The sequence below is a fragment of the Pseudoalteromonas lipolytica genome, from assembly GCF_001306915.1.
Classification (GTDB): domain Bacteria; phylum Pseudomonadota; class Gammaproteobacteria; order Enterobacterales; family Alteromonadaceae; genus Pseudoalteromonas; species Pseudoalteromonas simplex.
Window position 1 is genome coordinate 36,277 of the sequence record NZ_LJTC01000008.1, and the last position, 20,104, is coordinate 56,380.

Annotated in this window: 23 protein-coding genes; 11 read left to right on the top strand and 12 right to left on the bottom strand. The window is 42.1% G+C overall.

Annotated elements, in window-relative coordinates; genetic code table 11:
* Positions 1 to 61 precede the first annotated feature (61 nt).
* From AOG27_RS12490 to AOG27_RS12500, 3 genes are read left to right on the top strand one after another with little or no spacing between them, the layout of a single operon-like run.
* Positions 62 to 538 carry a MarR family winged helix-turn-helix transcriptional regulator gene (locus AOG27_RS12490; RefSeq protein ID WP_054553355.1) on the top strand — a complete coding sequence of 159 codons (477 nt, stop codon included), beginning with the start codon at positions 62 to 64 and terminating at the stop codon, positions 536 to 538.
* Between the two features lie 4 nt (positions 539 to 542).
* Positions 543 to 1,604 carry an HlyD family secretion protein gene (locus AOG27_RS12495; RefSeq protein WP_054553356.1) on the top strand — a complete coding sequence of 354 codons (1,062 nt, stop codon included), beginning with the start codon at positions 543 to 545 and terminating at the stop codon, positions 1,602 to 1,604.
* 13 nt (positions 1,605 to 1,617) lie between these two features.
* The gene (locus tag AOG27_RS12500; protein ID WP_054553357.1) at positions 1,618 to 2,652 is read left to right on the top strand and encodes a DUF2955 domain-containing protein; all 1,035 of its coding nucleotides are present in this window, start codon (positions 1,618 to 1,620) and stop codon (positions 2,650 to 2,652) included.
* Positions 2,653 to 2,677: 25 nt separating this feature from the next.
* Here the strand turns inward: AOG27_RS12500 and AOG27_RS12505 are convergent, their stop codons facing one another.
* Positions 2,678 to 2,995: a hypothetical protein gene (locus tag AOG27_RS12505; RefSeq protein WP_054553358.1), complete on the bottom strand. Its 318-nt coding sequence runs from the start codon at positions 2,993 to 2,995 to the stop codon at positions 2,678 to 2,680.
* A gap of 135 nt (positions 2,996 to 3,130) precedes the next feature.
* Positions 3,131 to 3,544: an alternative ribosome rescue aminoacyl-tRNA hydrolase ArfB gene (gene arfB, locus AOG27_RS12510; RefSeq protein ID WP_054553359.1), complete on the bottom strand. Its 414-nt coding sequence runs from the start codon at positions 3,542 to 3,544 to the stop codon at positions 3,131 to 3,133.
* 112 nt (positions 3,545 to 3,656) lie between these two features.
* On the opposite strand from arfB, the gene AOG27_RS12515 reads away from it, so the two are divergent.
* Positions 3,657 to 4,214 (top strand): hypothetical protein, encoded by a 558-nt coding sequence (locus tag AOG27_RS12515; RefSeq protein ID WP_054553360.1) that lies wholly within the window; start codon positions 3,657 to 3,659, stop codon positions 4,212 to 4,214.
* Between the two features lie 45 nt (positions 4,215 to 4,259).
* On the opposite strand, the gene AOG27_RS12520 is transcribed toward AOG27_RS12515, so the two are convergent.
* From AOG27_RS12520 to AOG27_RS12535, 4 genes are read right to left on the bottom strand one after another with little or no spacing between them, the layout of a single operon-like run.
* Positions 4,260 to 4,994: a phytanoyl-CoA dioxygenase family protein gene (locus tag AOG27_RS12520; RefSeq protein WP_054553361.1), complete on the bottom strand. Its 735-nt coding sequence runs from the start codon at positions 4,992 to 4,994 to the stop codon at positions 4,260 to 4,262.
* 3 nt (positions 4,995 to 4,997) lie between these two features.
* A complete protein-coding gene (locus AOG27_RS12525; RefSeq protein WP_054553362.1) occupies positions 4,998 to 5,579 on the bottom strand; it encodes a uracil-DNA glycosylase family protein in 582 nt (193 codons plus the stop codon).
* A gap of 19 nt (positions 5,580 to 5,598) precedes the next feature.
* Positions 5,599 to 5,961: a VOC family protein gene (locus tag AOG27_RS12530; protein WP_054553363.1), complete on the bottom strand. Its 363-nt coding sequence runs from the start codon at positions 5,959 to 5,961 to the stop codon at positions 5,599 to 5,601.
* Between the two features lie 9 nt (positions 5,962 to 5,970).
* Positions 5,971 to 6,663, bottom strand: coding sequence for an aspartate/glutamate racemase family protein (locus AOG27_RS12535; protein WP_054553364.1), 693 nt, complete (start codon positions 6,661 to 6,663; stop codon positions 5,971 to 5,973).
* A gap of 200 nt (positions 6,664 to 6,863) precedes the next feature.
* Between AOG27_RS12535 and AOG27_RS12540 the strand changes: the two genes are divergently transcribed.
* The 3 genes from AOG27_RS12540 to AOG27_RS12550 are packed head-to-tail and all read left to right on the top strand — an operon-like array spanning position 6,864 to position 9,138.
* On the top strand, positions 6,864 to 7,208 hold the full coding sequence (locus AOG27_RS12540; RefSeq protein ID WP_206004023.1) for a hypothetical protein: 345 nt from the start codon (positions 6,864 to 6,866) through the stop codon (positions 7,206 to 7,208).
* The gene (locus tag AOG27_RS12545) at positions 7,205 to 8,806 is read left to right on the top strand and encodes a PepSY-associated TM helix domain-containing protein (RefSeq protein WP_054553365.1); all 1,602 of its coding nucleotides are present in this window, start codon (positions 7,205 to 7,207) and stop codon (positions 8,804 to 8,806) included. Before AOG27_RS12540 ends, AOG27_RS12545 begins: the two co-directional genes overlap by 4 nt.
* Complete coding sequence (locus tag AOG27_RS12550; RefSeq protein ID WP_054553366.1) at positions 8,803 to 9,138, top strand: DUF3325 domain-containing protein; 336 nt, start codon at positions 8,803 to 8,805, stop codon at positions 9,136 to 9,138. The genes AOG27_RS12545 and AOG27_RS12550 overlap by 4 nt, the downstream gene beginning before the upstream one ends.
* 212 nt (positions 9,139 to 9,350) lie before the next feature.
* On the opposite strand, the gene AOG27_RS12555 is transcribed toward AOG27_RS12550, so the two are convergent.
* Positions 9,351 to 9,884, bottom strand: coding sequence for a lipocalin family protein (locus AOG27_RS12555; RefSeq protein ID WP_054553367.1), 534 nt, complete (start codon positions 9,882 to 9,884; stop codon positions 9,351 to 9,353).
* A gap of 104 nt (positions 9,885 to 9,988) precedes the next feature.
* Here AOG27_RS12555 and AOG27_RS12560 point away from each other — a divergent pair, with 104 nt between their 5' ends.
* The 4 genes from AOG27_RS12560 (at position 9,989) to ggt (ending at position 13,743) form a co-directional block, all read left to right on the top strand.
* Complete coding sequence (locus AOG27_RS12560) at positions 9,989 to 10,438, top strand: YaiI/YqxD family protein (protein WP_054553368.1); 450 nt, start codon at positions 9,989 to 9,991, stop codon at positions 10,436 to 10,438.
* A complete protein-coding gene (locus tag AOG27_RS12565) occupies positions 10,435 to 10,977 on the top strand; it encodes a DUF6942 family protein (protein ID WP_054553369.1) in 543 nt (180 codons plus the stop codon). Before AOG27_RS12560 ends, AOG27_RS12565 begins: the two co-directional genes overlap by 4 nt.
* Positions 10,978 to 11,096: 119 nt before the next feature.
* Complete coding sequence (locus tag AOG27_RS12570) at positions 11,097 to 11,909, top strand: substrate-binding periplasmic protein (protein ID WP_054553370.1); 813 nt, start codon at positions 11,097 to 11,099, stop codon at positions 11,907 to 11,909.
* A 136-nt stretch (positions 11,910 to 12,045) separates the two neighbouring features.
* On the top strand, positions 12,046 to 13,743 hold the full coding sequence (gene ggt / locus AOG27_RS12575) for a gamma-glutamyltransferase (protein WP_054553371.1): 1,698 nt from the start codon (positions 12,046 to 12,048) through the stop codon (positions 13,741 to 13,743).
* Positions 13,744 to 13,752: 9 nt separating this feature from the next.
* Here the strand turns inward: ggt and AOG27_RS12580 are convergent, their stop codons facing one another.
* The 5 genes from AOG27_RS12580 to AOG27_RS12600 all read right to left on the bottom strand — a co-directional run bounded on the left by AOG27_RS12580 (position 13,753) and on the right by AOG27_RS12600 (position 19,984).
* Entirely contained in the window at positions 13,753 to 14,415 is a 663-nt protein-coding gene (locus tag AOG27_RS12580; protein WP_054553372.1) for a class I SAM-dependent methyltransferase, read from the bottom strand.
* Positions 14,416 to 14,424: 9 nt separating this feature from the next.
* Positions 14,425 to 18,078: an SbcC/MukB-like Walker B domain-containing protein gene (locus AOG27_RS12585; RefSeq protein ID WP_054553373.1), complete on the bottom strand. Its 3,654-nt coding sequence runs from the start codon at positions 18,076 to 18,078 to the stop codon at positions 14,425 to 14,427.
* Positions 18,075 to 19,307 (bottom strand): exonuclease SbcCD subunit D C-terminal domain-containing protein, encoded by a 1,233-nt coding sequence (locus AOG27_RS12590; RefSeq protein ID WP_054553374.1) that lies wholly within the window; start codon positions 19,305 to 19,307, stop codon positions 18,075 to 18,077. Before AOG27_RS12590 ends, AOG27_RS12585 begins: the two co-directional genes overlap by 4 nt.
* Before the next feature lie 69 nt (positions 19,308 to 19,376).
* Positions 19,377 to 19,613, bottom strand: coding sequence for a hypothetical protein (locus AOG27_RS12595; RefSeq protein ID WP_054553375.1), 237 nt, complete (start codon positions 19,611 to 19,613; stop codon positions 19,377 to 19,379).
* Positions 19,614 to 19,750: 137 nt separating this feature from the next.
* Positions 19,751 to 19,984 carry a hypothetical protein gene (locus AOG27_RS12600; RefSeq protein ID WP_054553376.1) on the bottom strand — a complete coding sequence of 78 codons (234 nt, stop codon included), beginning with the start codon at positions 19,982 to 19,984 and terminating at the stop codon, positions 19,751 to 19,753.
* Between the last annotated feature and the right edge of the window lie 120 nt (positions 19,985 to 20,104).

The following is a 20,104-nucleotide window of genomic DNA, read 5'->3' on the forward strand; positions in this document are numbered from 1 at the left end:
TATTTACTTAGCATGCTAACTACATTAAAATATTTAGCATGCTAAGTAAATGGAGCGCATCATGTCTTCCACTCCCCCTTTTCACGAAACTCTTGATTTAACATTATGCGGCAGTATGGGCCGTGTGCATCGTTTATGTCGCGATGCTGTCACTTTGGCGGTTGAGCCTTTGGGTCTTACCCAATCTCGCTGGACCGCGATGATGCACCTGTTTCATTTAAACCAAGGTTGTACGCAACAAGAGTTAGCAAATAGCTTAGGCATTGAAATGCCTTCACTCACTCGTACGATTAAGCAGCTTGAGCAACAAGAGATTATTGCTCGCAAAGCTGACGCTGAAGATAAACGCAGTAAACGTCTGTACTTCACTGAGCAAGGTCTACAATTGTTAGACACATTGCAGGTGATTATTGCCGATGTGAAACAGCATCTTTATGCCGACTTAACCACTGAGCAACTCGATACCATGGCGCATGGTTTAATTCAGATGGAACAGAATGCTCGCCAGTGTATCCGCCATTATTCAGGAGATAAGTAACGTTATGACACCAGATCAAAAGTTTGCCCGTTACGTAAAAATCTCTTTAGCGGGTTTTATTGTTTTATTTTTATATTTTGTGATTGCCGATTTGTATATGCCTGTTACACCGCAGGCCCGTGTGTATCACCCAGTGGTGCAAGTGACCCCGCAGGTAAGTGGTCGCGTGACTGACGTACTTGTCACCAATAATCAAGCCGTCGAAAAACAGCAAGCCTTGTTTAAGATTAATGACGAGCCTTTTGAGCTTGCCGTGCAACAAGCTGAACTTGCATATGATGATGCAAAACTACAAAACCAACGTTTAGATAGCAGTGTGAAGGCAATAGAAGCACAGCTTGCAGCTGCTCAAGCTAAGCTGCATGAACAAACATTACTGTTCGAACGTGGTGAGTCGTTATTGAAAAAGCGCTCTATTTCAGAGCAAGAGTACGAAACAATCAATGCGAACTATCAATCAAGCAAAGCCAATGTGGCTGCAATTGAAGCCCAGCTTAGCGAGGCTAAATTAGCGCGCGGTAAAATGGGGGATGACAATTTAGCGCTTCGTCATGCTCAAAACCAGCTTGAACAAGCGAAGCTAAACCTGTCTTACACCACAGTGACAGCTGATACCGACGGTAAAACTGCAAACTTACAAGTAACACCGGGTACGTATGCTAATAAAGGCCAACCGCTAATGGCGATTGTTGCTAATAAGGCTGATTTGGTTGCTGATTTTCGTGAAAAGTCGTTAGTTCACGTGCAAATTGGTAGTACTGCAAAAGTCAGCTTTGATGCGCTACCGGGCAAAGTGTTTACAGGCAAAATTATTAGTTTTGAAGCCGGTGTGAGTGATGGTCAGCTTAACGCGAACGGTTTACTCAGTGCGACTGAAAGCAGCAACCGTTGGGTACGAGATGCACAGCGTCAACGTATCCATATTCAACTAGATGAGCACCAGATGCTGGCTAAATTTCCAAGTGGTGCGCGTGCAACTGTACAACTTCTGCCTGACTCTAGCATCGGTAGCTGGTTTGCAAGTATGCAAATTCGCTTCATTAGTGTTCTGCACTTCATTTACTAAGGCTGGGTGAGTTATGTCAGTATTGCAACTCGATGGTAACGGCTTACGCCAAGCGCTACGCATTGCTACGGGCTCAGCACTAGGGTTTACACTGGCAAAATTGATGAACTGGCCTAATGGCATCTTTTTTACTGTTTACCCTATGCTATTGCTCGGCTTAGTGCCTGTGCTTAACATGCATATTATTTGTCAGTTTTATGCAGGCGCGGTGTTCAGTGCGCTGTTCGTATTGGTTGTACAAGGTTTGTTTTCACACCTGCCTGTTGTTATGACAATGATGTGCTTTATCGCTTTTGCTTTTTTGTTTTATCAAATGAGCCGTGGCGCTAATTTTTTATTTGGCGCCACAACGGTGGTGAGTTTGTCTATTCAATTGCACTTTTCGACCTACACTGGCAGTGGAGTGAGTATTTATCCGTTGATCATTAGTAACGCTGTTGCCGTTGTGGTCACAGTGGTGTTCTCGATGCTAATGCATGGTTTATTTCCTGATGTAGCACCACGCCAAGGTCGGGTAATGCCAGAAAAAGCAAAAGAAAGTGTGCGTCATGAAGTATTACTTTGCTCAACTGTAGCTACCTTGTCATTCGTTGTTTTTCAGGTCTTTGATTTACAAGATTCAATCTCTGCTCAAGCGGCCTCGGTACTGATATTGTTTTCGTTGTGCTGGAAAGCGGCAGGTATGGCGGCATGGCAACGTGCTATAGGCACCTTAATTGGTTGTAACTTAGCGTTAGTGGCACAGTTATTTTTGTATAACCATACCGATATTTTAATATTTCCTGCGTTAATTCTGTGGATTTTGACCTTTATCTTTAGTCGTTATCACATAATTGGTGGCGGTATTCCGGGTGTAGGCTTTGGTATTATCACCACATTTGGTATTTTGTTTGGCCAGTCATTAGGGCCGGGACAAGATCTCGTATACAGCGCTCTGTATCGTTTTTCGTCAGTGTCTGTGGCAATACTATTGAGCTTGTGTGCGGTGTATATAATGCATCACATCTTAAATCGCTTTGAAATGACAAGGCATCATACGTTTGATTAAAAATAAAAATGCACAAAAAAGGGAGTTAATCAGAACTCCCTTTTTTATTATTTGGTTCGAAAATGGTGGGTAAAGACTTAAGTAAATCGTCTTGTTTCTTTACAACACTCTGTACACAGGTTTTTGAGGCGACATCTGCAACCCAAGCCCCCCATTGCGAACTGCCAGGTTCTTCACCTGGAGTTGCCCACCATCTGGCTTTATAAAGAATCTCGTTATAACAGGTTTCACTACCTTGGGGATACGCGTTTCCGGCTTGCCATGAATCTACAGCAAAGCCCGACATAGGCAAAGCTGACAGCGTTATCATTGCAGCGGCAAAAATGCGTGATTTCTGGCCCATAAGCGGCTCCTTCATTAGTGGTGAGTTTGTATGACTATTATAGTCGCGGTAGGATTAACCATCAATTAACTTTGTTAACAAGTTACACTTCTTTACAGTTCTGCTTATTTTTGACACGATTATCTGATGTGAAAGTTAGAATTTTACGTTTTTTCTTAATACTTTTGTTTGCCCTCTTTTCGTTTTAGAGTCCATGCGTTTTCTCTGAGAGCTTTTGCTTGGTTTTGTCGCTCTTCGCGCCTTTTGTACTTGAGTGGCATTAAGGATTAATTCTTTCAAACGATTAAGCGCATCCTCTTTGTTCATCTCTTGCGTGCGATGACTTTGCGACTTAATAACAATAACGCCCTCTTTGGTAATTCGAGAATCATTCAAATTAAGTAAACGTTGTTTGTAAAAGTCAGGTAACTTTGAGCGTTTAATATCAAAGCGAAGGTGAATAGCTGTGGCCACTTTGTTGACATTCTGCCCGCCCGCGCCTTGTGAGCGGATCGCACTAAAGTCGAGTTCCCATTCATCAATTGTAACGGTATTAGAAATAGTTAACATCAGGTTCATTTAGCTGTGGTAAAAAAGGTATTGTAACATTTGTAATTGGTCAAACATAATAGCTCGACTATTTGCGCCGGTTACTAACCATTTTGAAAGAAAGGAGATCACGATGAAAGCACTACTTATTTCTATGAGTCTACTTGCGATGAGTTTTTCTGGCTTCGCAGAAGATATTTCTGAAAATCAGCTACAGCGTTACATTAAAGCCTTACCTGCAGTTGTTAATTGGTCACAAAGCCAATCTGAGTTAGATAATGTAAACCTTGGTGGTATGCTAGGTAGTTCTGATGGTGTTGATAGTTCGGCAGTGATGTCTGCATTAGGTCACATCAAAGAGCATGAGCTTTATACTGAGTTTGCAGCCCTTACCAAACAATATGGTTTCACACCAGAGCAGTTAGTCACGGTTGGCTCAGAAGTATCAATGGCGTATTTAGAAAATCTTAAAGCGGGTATGTCTGAAGAGAACAAGCAGCGTGTAAACCAAGCAATGAGTGGTTTACAAAGCCTTACAGCATCATCATCTGATGCGGGTACTCGCTCAATGGCTGGTGCTTTAGAAGGTATTAAAGCAAGTACTGCAACAGCAGATGTTAGCGAAAGTAACGTTAACTTAGTTAAGCAGTATATGCCGCAGTTAAAAGAATTGTTCGCAATGTTGCAGTAACTGCAAAACGAAAAGAAAGCGGCTAGGTAGCCGCTTTTTTTATGCTTACTCGAATACCACAGCGTTTTTTAGATGCAGCTTTTGTTCTTCAGTTGGTAAAAATCCAGTTTGTACAAACTCGCTAAGGCTTGGATGACGTTCAAAGTATAAAATATCAAGGGCGAAACGATTCATGCCGTACAAGCCCCGATGGATCATGTTTGCCGAAAATATGAGTAAGTAACCTTTTTTGAGTGCCACACTTTTACCACGAACGAGTGAGTCACTATTTCGAGCGCCCTGCTGTTCTAATCTAACTGTTAACTCTTCATCTGAATCCCAGTTTTTATGACTCCCCGGTATAAGTTCTATTCCTGGTTCATCTTCAAAAGCAACGCGGCAATGTAGTACTTCAGGGCCGTTAAGAGCTACTTTTTGCGCATCAAGCTCTAAGTGATACTGCATATCGCGATGCCAATAATTTGCCTGTTTAGGGTTGTAAGGGTTAAAGAATAGTTGAGTATTCATAAACTGAGGACCAGCAACAATACCTTTAACCTGTTTCAATAGTGTGTTGGCGCTGACAAACTTAAAAAGAGTAAACTTTTCCTCAGCACTTAAACATGCAGCGCCAGTCAAACCTGAGCTATTAATACCTCTAGATTGATAAAAAGATTGGTTTTCTTGCAACCAGTGTTGATGAAATTTATCGAGAATTGGCCTTACTTTACTAAGCTCACTCTCTGTGTAAAGGCCCTTTACATGGTAGTAGCCGTTTTCAGCAAAAAAGTTATTTTCCATTTTTTACCTTGCTAAAATTGCACGTATTTTACTACTAAGCTCAGGCAATACTTGTTGCTCAAACCACGGATTTTTCTTTAGCCAGATATTATTGCGAGGGCTTGGGTGAGGAAGTGGCAAGTAATTTGGCCAATATTCACGCCACGATTTTACTAACTCAGTTAAGGGTAGCTGCTTAGTGTGGGGTAAATGATATGACTGCGCGTATTTACCTAAGATAATGGTGAGCTCAATATTATTTAGTTGCGCTAAGAGCTTTTCACGCCATGCAATCGCGCACTCTTTTCTTGGCGGTAAATCACCTGACTTACCTTTGCCCGGGTAACAAAAGCCCATCGGCAAGATAGCAAAATTGTGGTCATCGTAAAACTCATCACTCGTAACACCAAGCCAAGAGCGAAGCCTTTGCCCGCTTGCATCATTAAAAGGTTTGCCACTTTCATGCACTTTAATTCCCGGTGCTTGACCAGCAATTAAAATGCGAGCCTGTGGATTAAACTGAATAACGGGCCGCGCTCCGAGTGGTAAATGAGGTTCGCAGATCACGCATTTACTAACTTGTTTTAATAATGATTGAGTACTCATGAGTTAGTAAAAATATGATCTATGCTTGTTTTGACCAAACTGCTAACTCGTTACCACTTGGCTCTGTGAAGTGAAACCGACAGCCTCCAGGAAAATCAAACAAGGGCTTAATAATTGTTCCACCATGTTTTTCTACCTGCGCTTGCGTCTCTTTAATATTATTTGAATAAAGCACCAGTAGCGCGCCGCCATTATTGGTTAAGCTAGCTAATGGGGCTTGATAAAACCCGCCATCAAGCCCCGCAGATTCAGCGCTAAAGGCCGTGTATTCAGGGCCATAGTCGGTAAATTGCCATTTAAAAACCTGATGAAAAAATGCCTTTGTTGCGGCTAAATCTTTAGCAGCAAATTCAACATAATTTAGGCTATGGTGGTTCGACATGGTGAGCTCCTAATTTAAACTATTCTCAAGCGCCATCGCGCAATGAAGTGCTGTACTATCAAGTAATGGAATCGATGTATCTGCTTGTTGAACTAATAAGGCTATTTCGGTGCAACCAAGAATAATGGCTTCAGCACCTTGCTGAGTTAGATTATCAATAATGGTTAAATACTCGGCTTTAGATTGTGGGCTGATGATGCCTTTACATAGTTCATCATAAATCACACGATGCACTGTTTCACGCCCCTGTGCATCAGGGATTAACACGTCTATGGCGAATTTATCTGCTAAACGCTGCTTGTAAAAGTCTTGTTCCATAGTGAACTGGGTACCCAACAAAGCCACTTTTTTAAAGTTATGTTGGATCAGGTTTTCACCAACTGCATCAGCAATGTGTAATAAAGGAATTGCAACCGCAGCTTGTACTTGCTCAGCTAGTTTATGCATCGTGTTGGTACAAATTAATAAATAATCCGCGCCCGCGGCTTCAACTTGCTTAGCGGCCTTAATGAGTATCTCGGCCATCTGTGGCCAATCTTGTTGCTGTTGAAGCATAGCTATTTCGGCAAAATCGAGGCTAACGAGTACTATCTTGGCACTATGCAGCCCCCCAAGTTTGTTTTTAATGCCTTGATTTAAAAGCTGGTAGTAACTTTGTGTAGACTCCCAACTCATGCCACCGATTAAGCCTATTGTTTTCATTGCAGCTCCCTTTTATTTACTTAACACCATATGATATTGCACAGAACAAAGCTAGCAGATCATTATTTTACTAACAGATCGACTTAGTTGGTTCAGTTTCACTATTTAATACGTGCATGCAAATGATAACTACTATCTTTTCTGTTTGTCGGCGATATAATACGGGGTTTTCTTCTCGTGTTATTTTTTAAGGGATTATCATGCATTCTCAATCATTAGATGCAGTGACTACCAATCGCCCTAAAAATACAGCTAAAAAGCGCTCTGTGAGCCTATCTTATCGTGTTGCTGTGTTTTTGCGTTTCGTTGCAGCCATCATTGGTGGTTACGCCTTTACCAGTGTGCTTATTTCATTACTAGCTGTGTTATTACCACTTAATAAACTCGACAGCGTGCTGTTAACCACGACTCTATCGGTATTTTTTTACTGTTGTGTGTTTATTTGGGTGTTTGCAGTTAAGTCTTTAAAGACTGTTTGGATCACTATTTTACTAACAACTGGTGGGCAATTGCTGGCCCTTTCATTGATTAAGGATTGGTTATGAAAGAGAGCTTTTTCCGCTCAATGACTTGGCTTCATACCTGGGTTGGCTTGCTGGTATGCTGGTTACTGTTCTTAATCTTTTTTGCTGGCACCATCAGCTTTTTTAAAGATGAAATCACTATTTGGGCTAAACCCGAAACACACAATGTGCAGCATCAAGCACAACGGGTTCAGTCTCAAGCCGAGCAAATTAATTATGTGTTTGCGCAATTACAGCAACAGGCACCTAATTCATTATCTTGGCGGATAAACTTACCTGAGCCACGTAACCCTGTTTTAAGCTATGGGTTTGCTGAGCCTAAACAGCCAGGCCAGCGCCGAGCACCTTTCAACTATACACATCTAGATCCTAATACCTTAGAGCAATTACCCGAACCTCGTGAAACAAAAGGCGGCAACTTTTTCTATCGCTTACACTTTGATTTACATTACATAGATGTATTTACTGCACGGATAATTGTTTGTTTAGCCTCATTATTTATGTTGGTAGCGCTTATAACAGGCATCGTGATCCACAAACGTATTTTTAAAGATATGTTTAGCTTCAGAGCAAACAAAGGTAGTCGAAGTTGGCTTGATGCACATAATGTTTCGTCAGTGCTGGCATTACCATTTCATATCATGATCACCTACACGGGTATTATTACACTGATTTTTATGCTGTTCCCCTACCCTGCTGAGACTGTATATGAAAATGGCTTAAGGCAAATGTTTGATGAGGCATTGCCTATTAATAAACGTGCAAAGCCCAGTGAAGAGCAGCGCCCTATGGTGGCAATCAAAGATGTGTTAGATCAGATTTATACTAAGTCACCGAATGCTGATATTAGCTACGTGTTTGTAAGAAATGCGAATACTGCTTCCTCACAAATCGTGGTTTATTTGGCAACCGGCAAAGAGGTTGTAGATAACGGACCACGCTACTTATTCAATGGTGTAACGGGCGAGCTTGAAGCGAGTTCTGGCGAAGATTGGAGCGCTTCGGCGCAGTTTTATGACTCAATGACGGCATTGCATAGTGGTCGCTTAGCGGAGCCTTTACTGCGTTGGTTATATTTTTTCTGTGGCGTAGCTGGCTGTGCCATGATCGCTACAGGCTGCATTATGTGGGCAAAACGCTTACGCGAGAGGCTCAAAGCAGAGCAAAAACCAAGCTTTGGTTTAAAGCTTGTTGAAAGTCTTAATTTAATAACTTTAATGGGCTTACCGCTAGCAACTTCAGCGTTCTTCATTGCTAATCGTTTATTGCCTTTAGAGTTAGCTGGGCGTGCCGATAAAGAAATACTCGTGTTTTTCTTAACTTGGCTTGCGGTGGCGCTTTCGGCTGTGAGCAGTATAGAAAAACGCCACTGGCGCTATAATGCATGGCTCAATGCAATAGCTTGCTTTCTCGTGCCCGTGGTAAATGCACTGACAACAGATGGTAATTGGATCACGTATTTACTAACTAATCAATGGGCCTTATTCGGTGTTGATAGTGCGTTTATTTGTGCTGGCGTATTGTTTTTACTACAAAGCAAAAAAATAGCTAGTCACAAAGCTGTTATTAACAAGGCAAAACCAAGTAAAAATAGGGTGTTAAAGGAGCAACAAGGATGATGGAGTTACTGCAATTTAGTCTCTGCTTTTTAGGGTTTAATTGTTTTGCGCTGGCAAAATTCAATCATTTTCGTGATGTATTTAAAAAGAAATTAACCGAAAAACAACGAAATAGCTTTTTAGCCAGTGGCTGGATCAGTATTTTACTAAGTTTGGTACTTTGTGTGCTGTCTGATGCTGGGTACGGCGCATTGCTGTTTTGCGGCTATATGGCTTTAAGTGTGCTTATGCTCATGATTTTATACAGTTTTACTGTTTCATGGGTAAAGCATGTCAGTGTATTTACTATGTCTATTTTACTGTTGAGTGGCTTTTCGGTGATGATTTTGTAGTTTAGTTAGTAAAAAACTGATCTGATAGCAATTTGCAATAATGCTTAATTGATCAAATTTGTTTAAAAAAATGGGTAGGCAATGCCTACCCTAGCAGGGGATTAAATTGGGGGATCACATGTTGCTTCAATTTAACGACGCTAAGTTTGCCTAGCATCCATTACAGTTGTGTTGCACATTCGTGATAGTTTAAAGACAGTTGTAAAGCCCCTTTACAAGCTATTATGGTCAACATAGATAAGTTCATCTGTTTTAAAGCCATATTCTTTTGCAGTGTTTATAAAGTCCTGCATTTGCTGTTTTGTCACGGTCGGTGTGCGCGACAAAAACCATAAATACTCTTTGTTATAACCTGTGATATAAGCGTATTGATAATTTTGCTTATCTAATTCAAACACCACGTAAGAGCTGTAAAATGGTCCAAAGAATGAGACTTCTAAGTGGCCTATGTTTTGTTCCTCTGCAAACTTCGCTTTACCTTCAGCTTGCTGCCATTCTTTATCTTCGGCGCTGTAACCCTTGTTGATAACCTTCACACTGCCATCTGGGTTAATTGAGTATTCGGCGGTAATGCCCTCAAGGCCGCGTTCAAATGAATGATCTAAACGTGCAATTTCGTACCATGTTCCTGTGTATCTGTTTAACTCAAAATTATCGACGGGTTTGATGTTGTCTGGCACGCCTGTACACGCAGATAAAATGACTGTGATACATAAAACCCCGATTAACTTTAATGATGTTTGCACGTTTTTACTCCCTTTAAAAATTAAACAAATTAATACGTTAATAGCACTAATTTAGTTCAATTACGGTAAACTATTAATGTCTAAAATTAAAGATTGAGAACAGCATGAAGATTTGGGTTGATGCAGACGCCTGCCCCGTCGTTATTAAAGAAATATTGTTTCGTGCCGCAGAGCGCACACAGACCTTTACCACATTAGTGGCGAACCATGCGATGCGAGTACCACCCTCAAAGTTTATTAGCCGTTTGCAGGTATCTTCGGGTTTTGATATTGCCGACAACGAAATCGTTAAACGTATTGAGCCGAATGATTTGGTGATCACCGGTGATATTCCCTTGGCTGCAGAAGTCATCGAAAAAGGCGCACAAGCTCTTAATCCGCGCGGTGAATTATATACGACCGAAAATATTCGCTCACGTTTAAACGTTCGTGATTTTATGGAAACTATGCGCTCAAGTGGCGTTGAAATGGCCGGTGGCCCACCGCCTTTAAGCCAAACAGACCGCCAAAACTTTGCAAATAACTTAGACAGAATCCTCGCTAAAAAGTCATGAGTATCGATAATAGTGCGCCACTGCAAGGTTTTGGTGATGAAGCCTTTAAAGTCGCTGTTTATTTAGAAAAGCGCCCGCCGATGCCTGCTTGGCAACAGCTTGATCATTTGCATGCAATGCAACCCGGCCAAATAAACGAAATAAACCAAGCATGTGGAAATGGTTGGCGCAAAGTTTTTAACGTGTATGGCAAAGTGCTGTTTGCACTACCAAGTGAATATTATAATTTCGCTAAAAAAGCAGCTGATTGGCAGAGCTATCGCGATGAACAACTGCTGCAAGCACACAGCCAAACTACATTACTGTTTAGTCCGCCGATATTAGGCAAACCAGAGCAATTGCATATAATTGCAGGGCGAACACATGCTAAACAGCTTATAAATGACGGACTTTTGCATTGCCAATTAACTTGGCTTGATGATGAATTTGCTATTAGTAAATCAGATAAAGTGATTGTTTGCCCCTATTTTGATTATCGCCAGTTAAGTAATATTAAAATTGCACGACTTAGCCAGCTTGTTGCCGATATTTTTTCTTAGTTTCTGGTTTATTGCGTTATTGAGTTAGCAAACTAAGCTTTAAATACTGTAGAGCTTAATAGGAGTTTAGATGAAAACTCTGATCGAATTGTTAAAGTGTGAAAAATGGAGCTAAACCGATGTTTAAGCATTTACCAATAGTGAGTTTGTTTACAGCTAGCTCTGTTATGGCGAGTGCTGAACAATTGACTTTATATACTGAAGTGTTCCCACCCTATAATTTTGTGGAGCACAATCAGCTCACTGGTATTAACACCAAAATCATGGAATCTTTGTGCGAAAGAGCCAAGTTGAGCTGTACGTTTAGTGTATTGCCTTGGAAGCGCGCAATATCACTAACCCTTGCCCAACCGAATGCAGGAATTTACTCTACTTCACGTACCGCAAAGCGAGAAACTCAATTTTACTGGGTTGGCCCTTTGGTATCTGGGCATTCATGTTTCTATCGCTTAAATGACCGAAACGACATTAAAGTAACGAGTACACAGTCGTTGCAAAACTACACCATTGGCGTATCTCGTGGTGATGTATATCAAACCGTTCTTGCTGATTTTAACCTTACTGAAGGCCAGCAATTTTTAACTTACTCAAAAAAGTTCGAAGAACTTAAAATGTTTAAGCAAGGCAAGCATGATTTACTGATTGGCTCCTCTCTCACTCTGTCAACACAATTGATGAATGTAGGTATGAGCACAGACCAAGTCACACCGGTATTTGAGTTAAAGCACCCTGCTTTAGTGGGTAATTATTTAGCACTTAACAAAAACACATCGCCGGAGGTAGTTACTAAGCTGCAACACGCCCTCGATACCATGAAGCAAGAAAACCTGATTGACCCTTTTGTTGATCAGTTTGTCGAAGAGGATAGGCACTCTCACGGCGAAGTATCCAAAGTCTCAGAGCAGTGCTTAAATGGCTCTGCCATTTACTAAGTTGGATAGGTTTTAGGTAAGTTAGCCGCTATTTTTCTTATTTTTGAAGTCAATCGTGATTTTTCGCGCTCGAACGCAAAGCCATTGCCTGATCTTTAATTGCTTTTTATAGTGACAAATAAAAAGGGCAAAAACTATGAAACCAACTCCACTCTTTAAAAGCTTAGTGCTAGCAGTATGCTTAGGCACAGCAGGCGCTGCTCAAGCTTACGATCGTATCACAGGCCATAACTTTGCTAGTCGTTCTGAAGTCATCGCACAATCAGGGATGGTTGCTACATCACAGCCGTTAGCTACGCAAGTAGGCTTACAAGTTTTAAAAGACGGCGGTAATGCTATTGATGCGGCTATTGCGGCAAATGCAGTGCTAGGCCTAGTTGAACCAACAGGATGTGGAATTGGTGGCGATTTATTTGCCATTATTTGGGATAACAAAAGCAAGCAACTTTACGGTTTAAATGCCTCTGGTCGTTCACCACAAAGCTTATCTTTTGATACTTTAAAAGCACAAGGTGACTACATTCCTGCTTATGGGCCATTGCCTGTGTCGGTACCTGGAGCGGTAGATGGTTGGTTTGAGTTACATAAAAAGTTTGGCAAAACACCAATGAAAGCCTTACTCCAACCTGCTATCGACTACGCTGAAAATGGCTTCCCTGTGTCTGAACTGATTGCCTATTACATGCAAAAAAGTGTGGCTGCGCGTGGTAAATACCCAGGCTTTAAAGATGTATATATGCCTGATGGGGCAATGCCAGAAAAAGGAGAGATCTTTAAGAACCCTGCCCTTGCAAACACCTATCGTAAAATTGCCAAAGGCGGCCGCGATGCTTTTTACAAAGGCGATATTGCTAAAGAAATAGGTCGCTACATGAAAGAAAACGGCGGCTATTTATCGTATGAAGATTTAGCTGCCCACCATAGTGAATGGGTTAAGCCTGTGAGAGCCGATTATAGAGGGTATACGCTTTGGGAGTTACCACCAAATGGCCAAGGTATTGCCGCACAGCAAATTCTTAATATTCTTGAAGGTTACGATATCAAAGCAATGGGTTTTGATAGCCCAGAATACGTACACACCTTTGTTGAAGCGAAAAAACTCGCGTTTGCAGATCGTGCAAAGTACTACGCCGATCCTGCGTTTAACACTATTCCCGTACAAACACTTATTTCGCAGCAATATGCTGATGAAAGGCGTAAACTGATAGACCCTAACAAAGCTGCAAAACGTGACCACGCAGGCCCAGTAGAAGGCGATACCATTTATATGACGACCGCCGACAAAGACGGCAACATGGTTTCGCTTATTCAAAGTAATTATCGTGGCATGGGCTCAGGTATGACACCTGCAAAATTAGGCTTTGTATTGCAAAACCGTGGCGAAATGTTTGCCCTTAAAAAAGGCCACATGAATCAATATGAGCCAGGCAAACGACCATTTCATACAATCATTCCAGCGTTTGTCACCAAAGATGGCAAGCCATATATGAGTTATGGCGTAATGGGCGGTGCCACACAGCCACAAATGCATGCTCAAATACTTATCAACATGATTGATTTTGGCATGAACCTACAAGAAGCCGGTGATGCACCACGTATTCTGCACACAGGTTCATCGCAGCCAACCGGCGAGATCATGGAAGACGGTGGTTTTGTTAGCTTAGAGTCAGGTTTTTCGATGGAAACCCGCCGTGAGTTAATGAAAAAAGGCCACACCTTACAAGACGCGGTTGGCCCATACGGTGGTTATCAAGCAATATTGAAAGACCCAAAAACCGGCGTTTATTACGGCGCATCTGAAACCCGCAAAGATGGTCAGGCCGCGGGGTATTAGGCTTAGGAGCTAACTCCCAACCACATATCCAGCAAAACCAAGCACTTTAAAGTATTGTTTTGGGGTGCTGAAGCGGGTTTCATTCATTAACTCTGAAAAACGAATGCGGTCTAATGGGTAAAACTCGTGCTCTAGGTTGTGGCGCATGCGTTCTACGCCGACTTCAGTTAAACCTAACTGCAAACACAGCTGTAGTTGAGATTCGCGCTCAAAAGCGGTTTCAGGGCGCATTAAATCGGCAATGTATAAGTTGCTCGATTTTTTAAGTTTGCTGTGAATCGCTTTTAACAGCGCTTTTTTATCGCCGTTATCTTCAACAAAGTGCATTACCAGTAAACACAGTGCGGCGTCACATTGAGTGTCGATGTCGTTGATATCACCGCAGTGCACTGTTACGCGATCGCTAATGTTATGCTGGCCAAACTGTTGCTCGGCAATATCGAGCATGTCTTGTGAAATATCTTGAGCAATAAACTGCCAGCTTGGTTTTAGCGCCGCTAATTCAATGATTTCTTTACCTGTTCCGGCACCAATCACTAAAATGCACGCTTCATCGCTCAGCGTGGTTGCAAGTTGTGCTGCGGTTGCTTGATGTAATAGCTCATAACCTGGAACTAGGCGCAAAATGCGTTCGTCGTAATGATTTGCTTCTTCGTGGTTAAAAGTAGGCATGCTAATCCTTTAAATAACTGAGATGGTCGAATAACCACCTGGTTTTTTCGCCACATGCACTTGCGTGGCAACGCGTTCGGTCATTTCTGATACGTGCGAAATAACCCCTACTTTGCGGCCTTGTGCTTGTAGTGAATCAAGAGCATCCATCGCGATGCTTAACGTTTCACTGTCCAACGTACCAAACCCTTCATCGATAAACAAAGAGTTTATTTGCACTTTATTCGACGACAACGAGGCAAGCCCTAGGGCCAGTGCTAACGACACCAAAAATGACTCGCCGCCCGATAATGTATTAACAGAACGCTGCTCATCGGCCATGTCTTTATCGATAATTGCGATATCGAGCGTTTGCCCTATGGCTGTTAATTTGTAGCGTTTATTTAGTGTCTGTAAGTGACTATTCGCGTAGTGCAGCAGTATTTTTAAGGTTTGCGTTTGCGCTAAATTACGCATGGTTTTGCCGCTGGCATCCCCTAAGACCTTATTGAGTAAATGCCAGTGCTCATAGCTTTTTTGCTGCTCAACTAATAGCTTTTGTTTATCTTCAAGTGCTTGGCTATTTTGTTGATGGGTTTTAAGCTCAGTCGCAACTTGCAATAGTGCATTATTCGCTTGTACTTGTTGCTTTGTGGCTTGATTAAGCTGTAATTGCAGCTCATCTTCACCGAGAGATGGCTTGTCTTTTTGGTGCTGAGCCAGCGCCTGCTGTCGCTGTTTTAAAAGAGCCTCAGCGTCTTTTAAGCTGCTCTCGGCGGTGTGGTAATCCGCCAGAGTTTGTTTAATTTCAGCGGGACTTATCGTTAATAGCTGACTAACTGCTTGCTCATCCAAACTTGGGTGCTGCGCTTTAAAATCATTAAACCAAAGGCTAAATCGCTCATTAAGCGCCGCTTGCTCTGCGGTGAGCTCTTTTTCACGCTCGTCAATATTGGCGATTTGAATGGCTTGTTCGTCACGCGCTTTTATCGCGTTACTATGGGTTGCTTGGGCAAGTTGCAGTGCCTGCTGCGCTGAATCTATCGCCTTTTCAAGCTCTGCTATAAATTCATCTACCGATATCGCTGCGTTACTAAATAAGCCCCCGCGCTTTGATTTTATCTGCGTGAGTTCGTTTTCAGTTTGGCTTAGTTGCTCGTTGCACTGAGATAAAGAGGTATGTGCTTCGTTAAGCTGCGGCGTTACATGTGCAAGGTGCTGCTCAATGGCTTTTAAGCTAGTTTTAAGCTCATCTGCCGTTTGCAGCGAAGCTTGATAAGCCTCAACATGCTCTGCAATGACCTCTAAAGAAATGCTTTGTGTATTGAGTGCCTGCCACCATGGTGCACTGGCGAACTGTTGATTCAGTGTCGTGTAAAGCTGCTGATGCTCATCATTGAGCTCGTTTAAACGTGTTTGCTGATTATTCAGCTGTTGCTGTAATTCGTTTAATTGCTGCTCTTTGCTATGTAGCGCTTGCCCTTGCTGATTATAGTCAGTTTGCTTAACCGCAAGCGTGTTTTGCAGCTGCTGTTGCTGTTCAAGAGTTTTGTAGTATTGCTGTTTTTGCAGGCTGAGCTGTTGTTGACGCTCGTTTAACTGATCTTCGGTTAAATCATTTAGCTCAGTACGATTAGCTGCCATGGTTTCTTTGAGGCTCTGTTGTTGAGCGCTCAGTTCTGAGATTTGCCCAGTTAACGAGCTTATCTGTTGGCTGCATGCCGCCAGCTCATTACTTTTAGCTTGCTGTAATGCTTGCTGAGCTTTTAAGTGCTGTTTGGCGTTAGTTAGTTGGTTGGTAAAGTCGTTAATAAGTTGACTAAATTGCTCGTTAACCATTTCTTCATGCATAAAGGGGTGCTCTTTTGAGCCACATACTGCACACGGCTCCCCTGCCTTTAAAGTGGCGCGTAACTGGCTAACCCCTTCACTGGCTCTTAACTGCACTTGCTGTAAGTTTTGCTCACAAAGCGAAACCTGCTGCTGTGCTTGCTCTGCCCTTTGCTGCGCATCTTTTAATGCCGTTTGTAGTTGCTGCTCAGTTTGGCTTAATGTGTTTAGCTGGGTTTGCCAATTTTTTAACTGCTGATGATTAGTTTGCCATACTTGGCGCTTTTCAATCAGGTGTTTAATCGCCTCAAGCCCCGCATCAATATCCGCCATTGATTGGGTGTTTAAACTCGATTTAAAGGCGGTATCTTGCTCATTTAGGCGCTTAATTTCTTGCTCAAGGGCTTGGTATTGAGTTTTACACTGCTGCGCAGCTGTTTGCTGCTCATCAATTTTAGGTTGAAGAGCTTTTACGTTTTGCTGTGATTGGCTAATTGTGTGCTGTTGCAGGCTAAAGCGGCTTAACTCACTTTTAAAGAATGACCAGTCTTTTGCTAATGGTTGCCATTGTGCATGTATTTCTAAATAGCTATTTATTTGCGCTTGTTGATCGAGCTGTTTTTGCTGCTCTGCTTTATGGCTATTTAGTGTATTAGTCAGCTCTTGATGATGGTGTTTAGCTTTCTCTGCTTGTACTTTTTGCGCGGCTGTTTGCTGGTTTAATACAGCAAGTTGCTTATCTAACTCTCGGGCCTGGCTAATAATAGGCTGCGCGTCTTTTTGTGCTTGCTTTGCTTGGTTTAGTTGCGCGGTTTGCTTCTCAAGCGTTTGCTCAGCGTCTTTGATCAGTGTTTTATGATCAACATTTAAAAGCTGCTCACGGTTTTTAATAAGTTGCCCATGTTGAGCAGCAATCGAAGTAACGCGCTCGCGGTTATCTTTTATTTCTAGGCATTGCTGGGCTTGTTTCGCTTCAGTGGCTTTTTCAGCAAGCGCGTGCATTTGTTGCTGTAATTCTTGCTTTGCTTGCTCTGCCTGGTTTAGCTGTTGTTGCTGCTGAGATGCTTGCTTGTACCACCCTTGGTACTGTTCAAATTGTTTTATTTGCTTTTGCAACTCAGCAAGTTTAGCTTCAAGCGCTTTTTGTTCTGCTTGTTTCGTTTCGACCTGTTCAGGGCTTAAAACCTGATAGTTACTTAAACTTAACTTTAACTGCTCTAATGCTTGCAGCTGATCACGATGGCGTTCAAAAATTCGCTGACCAATACGGCTAAATTTATCGGTGCCAGTTAAGCATTCAAGTAGTTGCGCACGCTCATCTCCGGTCGCTTTTAAAAATGCCGCAAATTCATGTTGCGCAAGAAGGACTGCTCGTGAGAACTGCTCAAAGCTCAAACCGATAATACGCTCGATTTCTTTACCTGCCGCGCTTCGATCGGCGATTAGGGTTTCATCAGGTAATGAATAAAGGCTATGTTGCGCGGGCTGTAACTTGCCATCGGCTTTATTACGCGCTCGGCTAAAGCTTAACCTTGCTCGGTACTGCTGTTTATCTTGGCCAATAAAGTCGACTTCGGCATAGCCCTGCCCTGCCCCGCGGCGTAATAAGTTTCGCGAGTCATTGAGTTTGATATTGTCGCCGTTAAAGTCAATTTTATTGCCTGTATCGCCGCGTAACCTTGCTGTTTTGTTATAAAGTGCTAAGCAAATGGCATCGAGTAATGTGCTTTTACCGGCGCCGGTATCACCGGTGATGGCAAACAACCCTGCTTCTTTTAAAGGCGAAGCGCTAAAGTCGACTTCGGCGTCTAAGATAGAGGCTAGTTGGTGAACACGAATCGCTAAAATTTTCATAGTAGGTCCTCTGCATTCAATTCATCGATCACTTGGCTTAGTAAGCTTTCTAATTCTTTTGGCACCGCCTGCCCTGCCATATCTTTATTGTTTGCAAATGCTTGCTCTAAAAGTGAATGTGGATTTAGCGCTTCAATTTGCGAGACATCTTCAAATAGGGTTTGTTCATCGTCTTGCTGGTTGCTTTGCTGACGTACTCTTTCAATGCCACAAAACTTAACCTGCTTACCTTCAAGGGCTTGTTCTATTTGTTCTCTGAAAGTGGTGTCAGTGTCATGGGCGCTCAATTTAACCCGCAGATAGGGCGCTAAATCTTCATCTGTTAAATCGAGCTGTTTTATAAGCTCACAGAGTTCGTTAAGTGGTACGCAGTCTTTTTCTGGTAGCAACATGACTTTACAAAAGCTAGGAATGTAAAGGGGGTTTACAGAAGTACCGGAGTCACTAAGCTCGACTAGCACAACTTGATGCTGATAGCGTCTTTCAGAAAATGACATGGGCATTGGCGTGCCACTGTAGCGAATGGTCTCTTTCTTCGCGACGCTTTGAGCTTTATGAAGATGCCCTAGTGCAACATAATCAGGCTGATCAGTAAATATGCTTGCCGATATCGCATCTTCACCACCAATCACTAAGTTACGTTCAGAATCCGATGAGATGTCTCCGCCTTTTGCATGCAGGTGGCCCATGGCAATTAATGGCGCGCTTGGTAATTCGCTTGCCGCTTGTAATGCATCTTTGTAAGCAAAGGCAACGGCTTGGTTGTAACTTAACGGTTGCTCTTGTTGACGGTTATAACTGCTTAAATCACTACTTCGTAAAAACGGCATAGCAACAACATTCGCATCGCCGTTTTTTGTGCTGATTGGCAGTACTACTTCATGAGGAGCATTACTATCAAAGCGGCCAACAACATAGGTATCAAACTGAGCCAATAAAGGCTTTGCCGCCATAATGCGATTTGCTGAATCGTGGTTACCAGCAATAATCACTATGTGTAAGTCAGGGCAATGCTGCTTAGTGGTTTTAATAAATTGGTAGAGTTGGTTTTCTGCGCTGGCAGGAGGTGTTGCCGTATGATAAATGTCACCCGCAACCAGTAGTAAGTCGATCTGTTCTGACACAAGCGTATCGGTTAACCAAGCTAGAAATGCTTGATGCTCATCGAATCGGGAATGCTCGTAGAATTGTTGGCCTAAATGCCAATCAGATGTATGAAGGACTTTCATTAAACGCTCTTATTATTTATTAAGAGCGTCAATATACCTAAGCTGAGCCAAGATGCCCAGCCTGGTTTGTTAACTTAAGCTATACCAAGCAAAAACCACCATTGGCAAAGCTAACAATGCCATTATCATAGGTACTTTAAGCGCTTTAGTTTGCTTAGCTTGTAAAATCTTAAGGGCATTTGTTTCATTACATGCCGCTACTTTGTCGATATAAAAATACCCTGAATCTAGGTACTGTTTACAATTTTGTTCGTCCGCTGGAATTGCAATTAGTTCTTGTTGTTTTTTTAGGATATAGAAATCCATACGCTCACCGAATTCTATGCTGATTACCAAACATTTTGGGGTTAAAATGCATGCTGCGTAGACCCCAAAATCAAAAAAGTGGGCGATTTTAAATATAAATGGCAGTAAATTTCAATAGCAAATGCTACAAAAATTACTTAATTGCAAAAAATAATTATGGATAGGGTCAAAATAACCAATGAAGATGACCAAATTAGCCATTTGTTAGCTCTTTTAATCTCTGGTTTTGTTCGTGATAGGGCGTCTGATTCATCACATGCATTGATGACCTCAACAAACTTAAAACCACGTTCTTGGTACTCATTTAAGATTGATTCTTGCGCAGGAATGGCTGCTAAACGAGAGTCTTTTTTTACAATATAAAACTTCATCTAATCACCCTTTCATCATTAACTAGAATTTAAGTAGATTACCTTCTCTTTAACTGTAATGCTTTGGAATGAATTAGTGCTGAATTAAAATTAATCAGTTTTTGTAAACCCCCTTTACAA